This window comes from Hymenobacter arizonensis, from assembly GCF_900115775.1.
Taxonomy (GTDB): Bacteria; Bacteroidota; Bacteroidia; order Cytophagales; family Hymenobacteraceae; genus Hymenobacter; species Hymenobacter arizonensis.
This window is the reverse complement of the sequence record NZ_FOXS01000008.1, coordinates 209,726-224,247: the sequence shown is the minus strand read 5'-3', so window position 1 is coordinate 224,247 and position 14,522 is coordinate 209,726. Positions and strand designations below refer to the sequence as shown.

The 14,522-nt window shown below is 50.5% G+C and carries 6 protein-coding genes and 2 pseudogenes; 5 read left to right on the top strand and 3 right to left on the bottom strand.

Translation table 11 applies throughout. The features are described 5' to 3' along the window. Positions 1 to 1,303: 1,303 nt before the first annotated feature. Genes cas5 through BMZ66_RS22265 form a run of 3 tightly spaced genes read right to left on the bottom strand, consistent with a single transcriptional unit; the run spans position 1,304 to position 5,051 of the window. Positions 1,304 to 2,071, bottom strand: a complete 768-nt coding sequence (gene cas5 / locus BMZ66_RS22275; protein ID WP_092678580.1) for a CRISPR-associated protein Cas5 — start codon at positions 2,069 to 2,071, stop codon at positions 1,304 to 1,306. Beyond that, positions 2,071 to 3,066 (bottom strand): type I-B CRISPR-associated protein Cas7/Csh2, encoded by a 996-nt coding sequence (cas7b, locus tag BMZ66_RS22270; RefSeq protein ID WP_092678579.1) that lies wholly within the window; start codon positions 3,064 to 3,066, stop codon positions 2,071 to 2,073. Before cas7b ends, cas5 begins: the two co-directional genes overlap by 1 nt. Continuing rightward, positions 3,063 to 5,051, bottom strand: a complete 1,989-nt coding sequence (locus BMZ66_RS22265) for a TM1802 family CRISPR-associated protein (protein ID WP_092678578.1) — start codon at positions 5,049 to 5,051, stop codon at positions 3,063 to 3,065. The genes cas7b and BMZ66_RS22265 overlap by 4 nt, the downstream gene beginning before the upstream one ends. Positions 5,052 to 5,661: 610 nt before the next feature. Between BMZ66_RS22265 and BMZ66_RS26495 the strand changes: the two are divergent. The 5 genes and pseudogenes from BMZ66_RS26495 to BMZ66_RS26490 form a co-directional block, all read left to right on the top strand. After that, a pseudogene (locus tag BMZ66_RS26495) lies at positions 5,662 to 5,904 on the top strand (transposase); the annotation flags it as partial. 52 nt (positions 5,905 to 5,956) lie between these two features. Beyond that, a pseudogene (locus tag BMZ66_RS22255) lies at positions 5,957 to 6,871 on the top strand (IS3 family transposase); the annotation flags it as partial. A gap of 361 nt (positions 6,872 to 7,232) precedes the next feature. Then, a complete protein-coding gene (locus tag BMZ66_RS22250; RefSeq protein ID WP_092678576.1) occupies positions 7,233 to 9,614 on the top strand; it encodes an alpha/beta hydrolase family protein in 2,382 nt (793 codons plus the stop codon). A 903-nt stretch (positions 9,615 to 10,517) separates the two neighbouring features. Further along, entirely contained in the window at positions 10,518 to 12,989 is a 2,472-nt protein-coding gene (locus BMZ66_RS22245; protein WP_177204861.1) for an outer membrane beta-barrel protein, read from the top strand. A 310-nt stretch (positions 12,990 to 13,299) separates the two neighbouring features. After that, positions 13,300 to 14,178 (top strand): ABC transporter six-transmembrane domain-containing protein, encoded by an 879-nt coding sequence (locus BMZ66_RS26490; RefSeq protein WP_092678574.1) that lies wholly within the window; start codon positions 13,300 to 13,302, stop codon positions 14,176 to 14,178. Positions 14,179 to 14,522: the final 344 nt, after the last annotated feature.

The following is a 14,522-nucleotide window of genomic DNA, read 5'->3' as shown; positions in this document are numbered from 1 at the left end:
AGCCAGAAGTTTTACCATATCTGTTTAACAACACCCCAAGTACCAGTGCAAAGCGTGAGCAACTAGGGCTAGCCGTACCCGGCGGTCCTGGACGGGCGGCGCGTTACGTGCGGGTGGAAAAGCTCTAGGCCGAGCCCGACTCGCAGCCCTGCGTCGTGCGCGCCACGGGCATTTCGCGTATGAGCGTGATCAAGCTGGCAAAAAGCGCAGCAGTCCCCGCAGCCCTTGCCCCGCTTGCGGCCAAAAAGGGGCCATCGCCGCACGTGGAAGGCCTTCGAACTCGATGAAATTTGGAAGTTGGTGGGCTGCAAAGAACGGCAGGTTCGGCCCAGTCTGACTGTTGAGCGCGCCAGTCGGCGTGTCGTGGCCTGCGTGCTAAGCCACCGCGACGCGGCCAGCGCCAGGCGCTTATGGTAGGCCTTGACCCACCGTTATTACCGGCATTGCTGGTAGTTTACCGACTTGTTCCCGGCCTACGTGGGCTTGCTGCCGCGTTTGCAGCACTGCCGCGGTCCCAAAGACGACGGCGGCACAAACGTCATCAAAGCGGTGAAGTGTTCGTTGCGGCCTGCTCGTACGCAAGTCCTGCTCGTTCAGCAAATCGTTGACGAATCACTCTTTCAGCATTAAAATTATCATTGACAATTACAACCTCACCCTAATTTAGATAATCGCCAAAAAGTAAGTTAATGAGTCGCAACGTAAGCCATGGGCGCTTAGGTATCGCAGCGTCAACGGCAGTCAGCCCCTTGTTGACCCTCAGGAGCAAGTTAATGCCGCTGCTACCTGTGCACTGTAAGTGCTCAGCAACCGAAGCTCATTTCCAGAACGAGTAATGGTTGTTGTGCCCTGCGTCAGCTGCAGGGCTGTCGCGGACTCGTATATCCGACGCGATACGCGGCCTAACGGCGGTATATTATTCCTTCTGACGCTGGTAATGGCCGTGCGTTTGAGGAAGGCACAGAAGAACCTTGAACGGGTGATCGGGTAAGCCGGCCTCAATACTTTAACGCCTGTGCGTGGGACGATAGGGCGTGAAGCTGAACCGATGCGTTCTCTTAAATTGAGCTCAAACGGCATTTTCTCAAGAGGTTGAAGGAATAATTCTTGCCGCTGACGTCCACACTGGCCCCCATACCTTGATTATTACTTGCCCAGCTACTTTAAGACCAGCTTTTGATCTTATTTCTACTGGGACAAGCTTATTGCAAATACCTCACGCAGTATTAGTGCACTTGTGTAAACAAAGCACCGGCACTCATTGCTCCAAACAAAGACCACTGCACTGCGCAACGGAGTATCTTCATTCCATAAATACTAACCGCTGGATTTCATTGGTTCCGACCAGTTCAAAGTATTCGCCGCTTACCTGCGCCCGCAAGGGGTGGCCATTGGTGCTAAACAGTACCCGGTTCATGGCGACGAGTTCTCGATTCTGATTACTCAAGAAATCGGCCGGCATCAGTTCTTCGTCCAGCAACACGGCTGGCTCGCCCCAGACTGGTTCAGCTAGTCTTTTAACTCGTTCAGACGGTACCGCTGAATGAAATTCCAGTATTTCTTCACTGCTGGCGGCTTGCAACTGCGGGTATAAGCAAATATTCTCCAGTGTTGCCGAGAAATTAGCCGTGCCTAGTGATAAGGCAAAATGTGGTCCACTGCCCTCGGTCAGCCGCGTAACTAATTGGTCAAACATGACCTGATCAAGGGTTGCGGGGGCCACGTACACGCGGTAGCGAACAAAATCGCGGGTCAGATCATAGCCCGTTACGACCTCGAAAGGCAGTTGAATGTGCCCTCTGGAGCCGTCCAGATCACGGCCAGCTTCCACTTTTAAAAAATTGAGCCGATGAAAGCTCTTCTTGAGCGGAGTCTGCACCCCTACAGTTAACCGTAACCGTTGGCTTGAGAGGGCGTCGTAATAGCTGTCTCGCGGCATTCCCAAAATGGCGGCCAGCATTCCCATGAGCGTAGTACGGGGAGGTATACTAAAGCTCATGGCCGTGTTATTGGCGTAATATTTTCTGAAGTGCGCCATCTTTCCCACCAGTTCGAACGTCAGCATCTGCATCAGCCACGAGGTTTAGGGTTCGCAAACGTCAGTCCCACCCCAGTACGCACAACCGCATAATCTACTGCTTCGTTGGCCGAAATTGCCTCCGCCAAGGCCGAAAAATCTACGTTTAAGTCTTCCAGCCGGCGCACAGCTTTTTCGTCCGCAATGCTTGCGGCCCGCACGTAGCTGCGTAAGTCCCCTAGCTGCCCATTCGCGGCGCCATCTTTGTACACGACCTCCACATACAGCTTAGGGTATTGGTTAAGTTTGGAGCGGGTGGGTAGGGCCGGAATACTTTCCCATAGTGCCTTGCGGAACAACTCCACGTCCTCGTTCGTCAGGCCCGACGCTTGAGCAGCGAAGCGATTAATAGTGCCATTGAATGCCAACAGACTATAATGAACCCGGTGATCTTTGCCAAAGGTGCCGTTCTCGTCATTCATGGTGGAAGCAATTGTACTCGACTCCATCAGCTTTACCTGGTTAAGCGAATAACCCCAACTAAGTTGCACTGGCCCGGTGTAAGCCCGGTTGAATCCCTCCACGGCGAAGGCGCTGCCGAACAAACGGATGTCTATAAACTGCCGTTTCACCAGTTGCGCCAACAAGTATATGCTCAAGTCGCGGTTTTCCCTGCTTTGTAACTTCTTAAATATCTTGTCGGGATTCTGCTCGACCTCTGAGAGTTGTTGCAGTTGTCCCCTGAGTGACGGCTGTTCCGCAAACAAGCTATCCAATTGTGTTTCATCGGCTAATAGGCGGCCTACCACAGCTTGCAGTTTGGTGGTAGGACTAACTTTCGCGCCTGCTTCCCCATCCACAAAAATAGCGTGGCCAGTGGCTTTCAAATAGTCACGTACGTAGCGTTTTAGTCGCGTGTCCGTGACCAGATTGGTTTCGGTGTCATAGTCCATGCGGGGCTTGTTGTCATAATCGGGGTCGCCGTTGGGATTGCATTGCGTGGCTTCGTAGAGAAATAGAAAATCAGAACTTCGTTGAAGTAGGCTCATGGAATGAGAGAAGGAGTTGACTTCATTTTAGAAGTAAAAACATAACCTGATAAAATGAAAAATAAGGCCTCTTCGGGGGGCATACTCCATCCCGTACTTTTGAAATAGAGGGCAAAGCAATCAAGATCATTATCTGGATTGTTCTTCGACTCCGCGCTCAACCGAAACGAATGCCCCTTATCCGTCAACACTTTGCTCAGTTGTATGATAGCCTCTACATTCATGCCAGAATAGGTTAATTTATCCATTATCGGCTTTGACTTGAGTCCTTTTGCGTACTCTACCCGCGCTACTTTATTCAATGCGCGGCCCAAGTAAAACAGCGCCTTTTGGGGGCCCTGGTATTGCATTCGATCGAAGAACGCTCCCTTGGTTGACTGCGTTCGGAGGGTAGTAGACGTGTCAATAGCAGGTATATTCGATGGCTCTAAGCAATGGCGTTGGTGTAGAGGCAGCAAAAGCTGCAACTCAGTCAAAACAGTGAATAGGGCGAGGAACTGGTAGACCGCGCTGCGCACGGCAAAATCAAACGCTTGCGCCACCGAAAGCTGTCCGTCCGCGTTCTTGTCGTTCACGTTGCCATAAACGGCATAGTGTCTGTAGCGGTGGCACAGCACCAAATCGCGAAAATGCGCGCACCAAGTGCGACGCTCCGTGGGGCGGCGCTCCAATATCTGTTTGAAGAGCAGGAGCGCCGCATTGCGGTTTTTTTGGTCTTTCCGCACTGGAACCAAGCCGTACACGGTGAATAAGTTAAACCTCCGTGGCCCCATGATCTGCTGCCACGGCAAGTCGCCTGACTGCTGCCACGCGGCATCTAAATGCATGAATGAGGCCAGTAAAAGTGAAAAATACGGTTGGTGGACGTTGCCGATGTGGTTCGTTATTTTGAAAAAATTCCCATCCGATTCGAAGCCCAGAAAGCTAACCCACTGTGTCGCGGTGTTTACCTGATTTGGTTCGTATACGGGGCAAGTGGTTTTGTCTTGAAACTGAAACAGCAAATCAGCTTCCCGAAGCAAGCGTGGCAAATCAGTTTGCATCCCATTTTCACCAGCCGCTTCGCCGCCAAACGACCTAGGCAAGAGGACATGGTTGACACCCGCGATACGGATTTTGCAGTTATCCAACAATAATTTAGACCCACGTTCCAACAGAAGCTGAGCGGCATCACTTACTTGGTAGTTTTTTGCGAAACATTTTCTGGCAAACAAGGGTGCGTAATGCAAAGTCGATTTTACAAACGTGCCGTTAAGGCTATAGCGACTGGCAATGTCAAGCTCCATAACATCGGGGCACCGTTCACCAGTGGCATAGCACAAGCGAACCATACTGTCTCTTACCTGTGGTGGCTGAAACCGGGCCTGCACGAATTCTGCATAGCCGGAAATGGCTTGCATTTGGCTGGCTACTATCTGCACAAAAGGGGTGAATTCAGCGAGGCCTAATGCGGTGGCTTTTACTTGTGCGTAAACCAAGACCACTTGCCCGGCTAACTTGCGGTCCCCCGTGAGCTTACTTAATGTAATAATACCTTTCTCGTTAGCTGCTAGTGACAAATAAGCATTGCGCAACTCCGTAATTTGCTTTAGTACTTCGGCCAGCACGGTGTTGTTGAGTCCGGGATACTTACCTAGAGCAGCAAGCATTTCGCCTTGAACTTCCTTGGGATTTCGGCCAAAAAAAGTCTTGGTAAATTGCCCCATGTTCTTGCGGCCGTCCACGCACACATAAACACAGGGCGTGTTACCACTCGCTACCGCTAGGTTAAACCACCGGCGTGCGCTGTCCAAGCCCACATATTCCGATAACTTGCCTGTTGTCACCGTGCCGTTATCTAAATCGAAGCACACCGGCAGACAATAGTTCACCGGGAGCTCACCCTTTTTATTAAATTTTTTGACCCAGGGCACTTTTAGCAAATCATCCCATTTGCCGGAACTACCGCCAGCGGACTGACCCATCTTCAAGAGAGTCTGTAACATATCGGATAGCGTTTAGGGGAAAGCATGTTAACTGCTACAGTGGCCGCTGTACCCATGGTTGAGAACTTGCCTGAAGTGGATGCAGCGCGCGATTCGCCGCTACGCTTCGAGGCGTCATGATTATATGGTGCAAGAATCTTCGCTAATCTGCCGCTTTTGGCCCTAGCTAATGAACGCAGGGACGGCAGCATGAGGACGTGGTAGGCCGGAAAAACCTGAGCAGAAGGAAGAAATTCAAAAGAGGAACGAAGGAAACATCCTCTTGATTCAAGTAGAGAACGCGTAAAATTAGCTTTTAAAAGAATGTGGACTGCACCATCGGGGTAGGCCCGGGCGTAAGTGCTTACGTTTGGGCCGAGCCCTTTCCTTCGCGCTTTAGGATTAACGCCCGCCGCGGACTTGCATCCTCATGCGGAAGGCGTCAGCAGCTGAAGCGCTTTTAATGCGGCTACTTTGAGTTAGCTTGCAGGACGCAAATAGGAACAGTCCTGGCTTAGCAGTGGGAGCAGTTCAATGGGGATTCCCGTTACAAGGGGCGAAAAATTGCGGTAAGAATCCCTGAGGTGGTCTAGGAAAGACGGACAGAAGAAGGACGTATATTTCTTCTGCCATGGCAACCAAAACCAGCGGGACGTCGCCCGACCAACGACGCAAGTACGACGAGGCGTTTAAGGCCGAGGCCCTGCGTCTGGCCAGCGAGAGCCGCAGCACGCAGGCCGCGGCCCGGCAACTGGGCATCAGCCCCAAGCTGCTCTACCGCTGGCAGCAGGCGCAGCTCGTGACCGAGGTGGGAAGCGAAGAAGTGGCCCGCGACCCGGAGGTACGCGCCTTGCGCGCCCGCCTCAAGCGGGCGGAGCAGGAGCTCGGTATTTTAAAAAAGCCTTGGTCATCTTCGGCCAACCGACCCGGTGAGCACCTACCAGCACATTGCCCAGCGCCAGGCACAAGTGCCGGTACGCCAGCTCTGCCAGGTGCTGCGCGTAGCACCGTCCGCGTATTACGCCTGGCAGCGCGACCGGCGGCAGCCCACGGCCGAGCCGGCCTGGCAAGTAGCCGTGCGCGAAGCGTTTGCGTACCACAGCCAGCGCTATGGCACCCGTCGGTTACGCGCCGAAGTGCAGGCCCAGGGCCACGCCGTGGGCCGTTGGCGCATTCGCCGCGTGCTCAAAGCGCACGGCCTGCGCGCGCAGCAGCCCCGCTCGTTTGTACCGCGCACCACCGATTCCGACCCGGCCGTACGGGCTGCGCCCAACCGCTTGCTGGGCCAACCGGCCCCCACGGCCCCCAATCAGGTGTGGGTGGGCGACATCACCTACCTGCCCTACCGGGTACGACCCCGCCAGGGCGGCGGCTGGCTGTACCTGGCCGTCTGGCTCGACCGCTGCTCGCGCAAAATCGTGGGCTGGGACGTGCGCGACACGATGCCCGAAGACCTGGTCAGCGAGGCCCTGCGCCGCGCCCTGGTGGTGCGTCGGCCCCCGGCCGGGCTCGTCATCCACTCCGACCAGGGCAGCCAGTACACGGCCACGCGCTTCAAAGCCCTGGTTGCCAAACACGGTGCCCAGCAAAGCATGAGCCGGCGCGGCAACTGTTACGACAACGCCCTACCGGGTACGACCCACGCCGAATCGTTTTGGAGCCGCTTCAAAGCTGAACTGCTCGACGGCGGCAGCTTCCCGGGCTTGGCCGAAGCCAAGCTCGAAATCAGCCACCACATCGCCTACTACAACGCCGTACGACGGCATTCTTCGCTCGGCTATCTCGCCCCTAACCACTTCGAAACCCACCTTCAAACCACGTCCCAACTCTGTCCGGCTTAGCTAGACCACCTCAGGAGAAGGTGTACCTCTTTTTAAACGAGTTTTCGCCTACATTCACTCGTCTAATGCCCCGGTCAGAAGCAAGTAAGCGATTCGGCAGGAAAGAATGACATTAACGCCGGCCTGTATTAATTTGGACCCGGGTCGGTGACAAGCATATCTAATGCAGGTGATCTGGGCCGAAGAAGCTGTGGCTAATGTCGAAAAAACATGTTCCAGTATCTGTCAACCTGTTTGGTCTTTGAGTGACCTCGTTGCCGGTACGATCTTCTCGGCACCTCCAAGCGGGCTGCGTACTGCCTGCACTTGGGTTAATGGCTGACTGCACATATTGCGGTGGGCTTAAGATACGCAAAAGGTTATGCGTGAAAATAGCATTATTACAAATACTCAAAAAATGAATGAAATTCGTTACCAATTGCCTCCTATAGCAATAACTGAACTAGTCGACGCACCTGCACTGCCAATTGAAAGCGTATCTCACAACAAAAAATGGCTATTACTGAAATTTGTGCAGGGATTAAAGTCCCTTGCTGAATTAGCGCAGCCAGAAGTAAGAATTGCAGGTTTAAGAATAAATCCCCACACCAATGGTCCTAGTCGGGCAACGTTCTTTTCAACGCTCGTCCTTAAAAGCTTAGTGGGAGAAGACGAAATTGTGATTCAGGGCTTACCAGAACACGCCAAGATCGGTAGCGTGAGCTGGTCGCCCGACAGCCGTAAAATTGCTTTTACCATAGATAATGTTAGTGAAGGCCGTATTGAACTCTGGATGGTTGAACTAATAGTTGGAGTTGCTCAGCGCCTTTCGCATATTAAACTCAACGGAGTTTTTGGCCACCCATTTGAGTGGTTGGCAGACAGTGAAGGTTTACTCGTATTGGCCATTCCACCTAATCGCCAAATTCCACCAAGCAGATCCAGTATACCCCAAGGTCCAAACATCCAGGAAAATGAGGGAATAAAAGCTCCTTCGCGCACACATCAAGACCTTATAGCCGATGCTGATGACGAGGCACTGTTAGATTTTTACGCGACGTCTCATTTGATGCTGATAAAAACCGATGGGCAAACTCGGTCTTTAAGCGTTACTGATACGATACAAGAAATCGGGCCTTCTCCGGACGGGAACCACGTTTTGATCAAAACGAAGCACCGGCCTTATTCGCGTCAGTTGCCGGTTGATAATTTCCCCACCCGGATAGACATTCTTACCATCAGTGACGGCTCGATTAATAATGTAGCTAATTTGCCTTTGGACGAAAGCCTGCCTCTAAGTTTTGATGTTGTGCCGACTGGTCCGCGTAATCACGATTGGCGCCATGACGTCCCCGCGACGCTCTTCTGGGTTGAAGCTCAAGACGGAGGAGATCCCAAAAATTCGGTTGAGATTCGCGACATTGTATTCATTTTGGAGGCTCCATTTACGGCAACTCCCCAAGCGCTGGTGTCGCTGCCGTTACGCTATGGCGGAATCAGTTGGGGAACCAGTACCCTGGCGTTATTATGCGGGCTACGATGGGTCGACCGAAAAGAAATACTCTGGCGGTTCAATCCAACTCACCCCAATGAATTGATCAAATTGTCGGAGCGCTCCTTCGAGGACGTATACAGCGATCCTGGAATACCGGCGTTGGAGCGCAACATGTATGGCCGCGATATATTGCTTACCAACTCGTCTGGTGATTCGTTATATTGGATCGGAGCAGGAGCATCCAGCGAAGGCGAGAGGCCGTTTATTGACGAACTAAACTTAGTCAACGGCACGCGCTCCCGCTGGTGGCAATCGGCCGGCCCCTATTATGAGGTTCCTATTGCAATCATCGATGTTCAAGAGAAGGTGATTCTCACTTGCCGCGAATCCCAGCAAGATAATCCCAATTGTTTCTTGCGGAATCTTATCACCAACCAATTAGTTAAAGTTACCAATTTCCCCAATCCCTATCCATCGCTGTTTGGATTAAACAAAAAGATTATCCGATACAGACGAAGCGATGGGGTTGAATTATCGGCAAATCTTTATTTGCCAGTAGATTATAACCCGTCAGATGGGGCGTTGCCTACGCTACTAGAGGCTTACCCTTCCGAATTTAGGGATAGGGACAATGCCGGTCAATTACATGGGTCTCCTTATAAGTTTATAAATCTGTATTGGGGATCTTCCGTGTACTGGGTGACACAAGGGTACGCGGTCCTGGAGGACTTGAGTATTCCAATTGTGGGTGATGGAATCAGCGAGGCCAACGACACCTATATTGAACAACTGGTAGCAAGTGTTCAAGCCGCCATCGAAGAAGCCGTCCGGTTAGGGTTTGTGGACCCCGAACGGATCGGGATAATGGGCCATTCCTACGGCGCTTTCATGGTAGCTAATTTGCTGGCCCATAGCAGTATTTTTAAAGCCGGTATAGCTAGGAGCGGCGCGTATAATCGTACGTTGACCCCATTTGGATTTCAAAACGAGCATCGTAGTTACTGGGAGGCTCCTCACGTTTACAATCAGATGTCCCCTTTTAACTACGCTGACAAAATCAAGGCTCCCTTGCTGCTTATCCATGGGGAGGCCGACAATAATCCGGGCACCTTTCCGCTACAAAGCGTAAGATTTTACAATGCACTCAAGGGCCATGGGGCCACCGTGCGCCTAGTCATGCTCCCGTTAGAGTCGCATAGCTACACTGCGCGAGAATCAATAATGCACACCCTATGGGAAATGAACACCTGGTTAAATAAGTATGTGTAAAGTAAATAAATTGCGATCAGCCTTAGCATTAAGTCTACTGTAACTGCTCAGCCCGATCACTAACGGGCCCAGAAGGATCAAAGGAAGCCGGATCAAACAGGTTCTGAGGCGGAGCCATCGGCGAAGCATGGGCTCTGGACCTGAGCGGATGCGCCTGAAGCGCCAACCCTTACCTGGCGAATTTGTCACGTCTCCCGCACCTGTGTGTTGTAGCTTATGGGTGGTACGGGGGCGCCCAAAACTGGCTGCTTTACCGATACCCATGACGTGTCATACATGTGCTGCGGCGAATGATTCCACCAATATCCGTCTTTAAATACTTGACTTAGTATCTATCTAACTAAGTAGTTTGGAGTTAATACAGCAAACGGCCGAATGCCAACTGAAGGCCTAGACGATTTGGATGAGGCATTGTGGGGTCTGAGTGCGCCATGCTGCCCAAAAGAATGGACAAGACCAGCAAGCCTAGCCACAGGCAGGATCTTCTCAATATGCTCTAGGAGCACATCTGCCAATAGTTATTGTTGAACTGCTCATTAAATGGGAGCTCGGATATAAAGCGGATGTACTTTGCCCGGCCAATGCTAGGAGATGGCATTATCACTGCACCAAAAACCTACGTCCTACAAGTGCCAGTGCGAGCCCCCTTTTATCAACGGGAAGCCAAAAGCTTAATCAATGCATTCGTTTAGGCCCAAGTTTTACTCTTTGCCCAACAATGCCGCAGCTACTAACCCTGGGTTTCGGTTAGCAACCAAACTTTCATTGCGTAATTTTTAAGTTACTTTAGCTACTTTTTGTAACCACACTTTCTTTTTCTCTACATTCTACTAAGAGCCACTGAGGTTTATGACGAATAATTATTCTATAAATCGATTAGCCTCTAGCTGTAACGTATGGTGGGTGGTCTTCTTGCTCGTTGCGTCCACCACCTTGCGAGCGCAACCTATACAAAGTGGTCAATTACGCGGCACCGTCCTAGAAGCTTTAACTGCTAAGCCTGTGCCTTTTGCGGACATCCTGTTGCTTCGCCAATCAGATTCCACACTCGTAACGAGTGGTCAAACGGCAATTGATGGCACCTTTCTCATCACGGTGTCCACCTTGGGAACTTACCTGCTCAAAACTCAGGCGTTAAACTTCCGGTCTAACCGCAGGGTGATCAATTTGACCTTGGAAAATCCAAGTATATCCCTTGCTACGCTGTATTTAGAACCCTCTGCTACTCGATTGGATGAAGTGAAGGTGATCGCTCAAAAAGCTACCCTGGAGCGGCAGTTGGGCAAAGTGATCATCGATGTGGAAAAGGAGTTAAATAGTGTAGGGGGAATGGCCACGGACTTATTGCGTAATGTGCCATCGGTGGCAGTGGATGCATCCGGTGTGGTAAGCCTTCGGGGTTCATCCAGCCTGACGATCCTGATCGATGGAAAGCCGGCGGGGGTGAATAATGGAGGGATCGGCGGAACCCGACTTGACCAAATTCCAGCCTCGCAAATAGCTCGAATTGAACTGATAACCAACCCTTCGGCAAAGTATGACGCTCAAGGCAGCGGAGTTATTAATATCATCCTCAAAAATAATTCCAAACCTGGCGTAAACGGTCAAATCAATTTGACTGTTGGGACGCAAAGAAAATATTTTGGCGACCTCGCGTTGAATTTCCAACGTGGGCGGGCCAACTGGAATGTAAACTATAGCAGACAAGATCAGTCTTACAACGAGAGAACAGAGAACGGCCAGCGTAGCACGATGCCCACCGGCTTGGTGCAAACTACGCAAATAGGGGAGGGGGTCAGGCGTAGGCAACGCCACGATGTAAGAATAGGCCTCAATTATGCCTTAAACAAACAGCAAAGTTTCACTTTACAAGTAAATCCATCATGGGAACCAGAAAATAACGTCATCAATCAGCAGTTGACGACCTTGGAATCTGGTAAGCCCGAGCTCGCGCAGCAAAGCAAGCAGTGGTTCAACGCAAACCAAAAAGTCCTCCAAAACATAGCAACTTATCGTCATACCTGGGAAAAACATCAGGGCCGCGAACTAACTAGTGCCGCGGGATTGGTGCGTATTAACGCTGTGGCGCCCATAACTCTAGTACTAGACGGAGTCTCGCCCCTAGGCTGGCAACAAAACGTAGCGCTTCTGGCCAATATTTCCTTCATTCAGGTGGATTACGCACACCCTTTTGCCGCTTTAGAGGGCAAATTGGAGTCTGGTATCAAAATGCAACGCCAAAGCAGTACGGGTTCCTCCACTTTAAGCAACCAACTAGCGACTACTCCTGTCGAGTACGCGGTTGATTCAAGCCGCTCGTACACGTACCGCTACCGGCAGCTTGTCTCGGCTGCTTACGCTACTTACAGTTGCGGGAACACCGCTAAAGACTGGCAGCTTCAAGTGGGGTTGCGAACTGAGGACACCAACACCAAGGGCGAGGCCGGGGTGGCATCCGAAAAGCAAAATGCGTTTCAAATTAAATATTTAGAGCTTTTCCCGAGCCTCACCTTTGGCTATGGACTCGGCAGAGCAGATACGGCCAACGGCGGCATGAAGCCCCAACGACTTCAGGTGAGTTACGCCCGTCGCCTGTCGCGTCCGGAATTCTTACAACAGCTTGCCGTGCCATTCTATTCCGACCCCCGTTCATACCGGCTGGGCAATCCCGCACTGTTAGCCGAATTTTCACACAACTTGGAATTGAGTCACCAAGCAAGTTTACCGCATGGCTTTGACCTGACGACTAGCTTTTTTGCCATTTTTACCCAAAATGCAATCCAACGCCTCCGCTCAATTGATGTTTTGGCAACCAATTTAAATCCAGCTGCGGGGCTGGTAGTAGCTGAAACTTACCTCAACAATGGTAAAACGACGTCCCTGGGATTAGACTTATATATGAGGAAATCGCTAGCCGCGTGGTGGCAAGTTGAAGCTAGCGGATCCTTTTACAGATCTGAGGTGCGAACAAATTCACCAAGCATCGCTGGCCGTCGTCTTTGGACAGGTGATGCGCGCTTGAGTCAGAACTTTCGGGCGACCTCGAATCTTAATCTGCAACTGGTTGGGTCCGTGCGCTCGCGAGCGCTCACTGGTCAAGGTCAGTTACTGCCGTCAGGGGGAGTGGACTTGGCATTGCGTCAGCATCTGTTTGCCAATCAGGCCGATCTTACTTTTCGCCTGACTGATATTTTCAACACTCAGATCAGGCGCACCAATATCGAGACGCCCAGTCTAGCCGGTAAATATCTCAATAAGCAAGAGACCCGCGTGGCATGGCTGGGTTTCACTTGGTTTATTGGAGCCAATAAAGCCAAATCTGGAGAAATTGAAGCCTTGCCCAGTAGAGGCAAAGGGCTGGGAAGCGGGGATTAATTAGCTGTTATGCTTAAGTCCTTAGCACATGCTTTTCGGGGGGAGTAACGGAGTGAGTGCCGCTCGGGCAACGTCTCATTTCATTGTCGCGGGCCTACTTATAGCCTAACAGCAAATCTCATTTACTGATAAGCAACTCCGATTCTTTTTACTGCCCGCGCAAGGCAAGCAGTTCCTCCGTTCAATGAAAGACGACTGCTTACCTTGCTGTATTACTTTACTGGCGTATTCACGGTATCTCAAAAACGCTTACGAAGATCAATCATTAATACTCTTACCAAAGCAACATTCACTCCGCCTTTAGTTGATTATGGGTAACACACATATGTCATTGGAAACACACTGGTCTCCCGAAAAAATATTTAGTATTAATAGGTTAAAAATATTTTCCACATATGTTTTAACAATATTAGAAAACATATTTAATTTATTCTTTCCTTATGTAACTGGTCTCGCTATAAATGCAGCCATCGATCATGAATCATTTGGCCTACTATGCTTTGTAGGAGTATGGATTGCACACGCTTTGATCCGAGTAATTAGGTTACGTTATAACATTAGGATCTATTCTGCTATCTATAGAGATACGGCCACTGAGATTGTTTTGCAACAAAGGACTCTAAACGTCGATTCTTCCAAAATAATCGCTCGATCCAGTTTATCTCGAGAGTTTATAAACTTCTTTGAGCACGACATTCCAAGATCAATCACTGCTCTTTTCAGCTTTTTCGGGGCACTGTCTATGTTGTTTATTTATGACGTCCAAATAGCAGTTTATTGCTTTCTTATAGGCGTTCCCTTGTACATATTAAACAAACGTTACGCACGCCGGTCGCGTCAACTCAATAAAGGGCTAAATGACCAATATGAGCACGAAGTAGGCATCTTATCCAATCAGGGACGAGACGACGTTTGGGGCCACTACAATCATTTAGCTGATTGGAGAACAAAATTAATTGATGCTCAAGCAAATAACTGGGGAGTTATGGAGCTATTCGTAGTGATTTTAGTTGGTATCGTAATATTTCGAGCTGGCTCTTTACCAAATTCTAACACGGGTTCAATCTATTCTATTGTTTCGTACACTTGGAATTTTGTGTTTAGTTTGGACCAAGTACCCGCGTTAGTTCAACAGGTAGGCAGATTACAAGACATCAAACAAAGAGTTCTATCAACCATCAAAAACTAGCGCTAACTCCAATGATCAAGCCCTCTGATTCATAAAGTATCGATCCTGAAACAGAACAAATTTAATGCTCTCTATTGCTCCACTAAGGGCTTAGCAAATAGTAAGGGCATGGATATGCTGGTTATCCACATAACATCTTTGCGCTACTGACGTCGGTGGGCGCAGCTGGCGACGCAGCCTTGCCAAGTCAAAATAGGAAGCTTCTGGCAGTAGAACCCGCTATTAGATAGTGGCGGGATGGGCAATAGGTCAATGCCTGGTTGGTAAATTCGCTGGTAGAGAATAGTTCAAAGAGCAGAGTACGCCTTAGAAATATCCTGCGTGAGTGGGCGGCCAAATGTGCA

Bases quoted from the DNA above. Each gene is read 5' to 3' on its own strand.
- cas5 (WP_092678580.1), bottom strand. From the start codon at position 2,071: ATGCAGATGCTGACGTTCGAACTGGTGGGAAAGATGGCGCACTTCAGA.
- cas7b (WP_092678579.1), bottom strand. From the start codon at position 3,066: ATGAGCCTACTTCAACGAAGTTCTGATTTTCTATTTCTCTACGAAGCC.
- BMZ66_RS22265 (WP_092678578.1), bottom strand. From the start codon at position 5,051: ATGTTACAGACTCTCTTGAAGATGGGTCAGTCCGCTGGCGGTAGTTCC.
- BMZ66_RS22250 (WP_092678576.1), top strand. From the start codon at position 7,233: ATGCGTGAAAATAGCATTATTACAAATACTCAAAAAATGAATGAAATT.
- BMZ66_RS26490 (WP_092678574.1), top strand. From the start codon at position 13,300: ATGGGTAACACACATATGTCATTGGAAACACACTGGTCTCCCGAAAAA.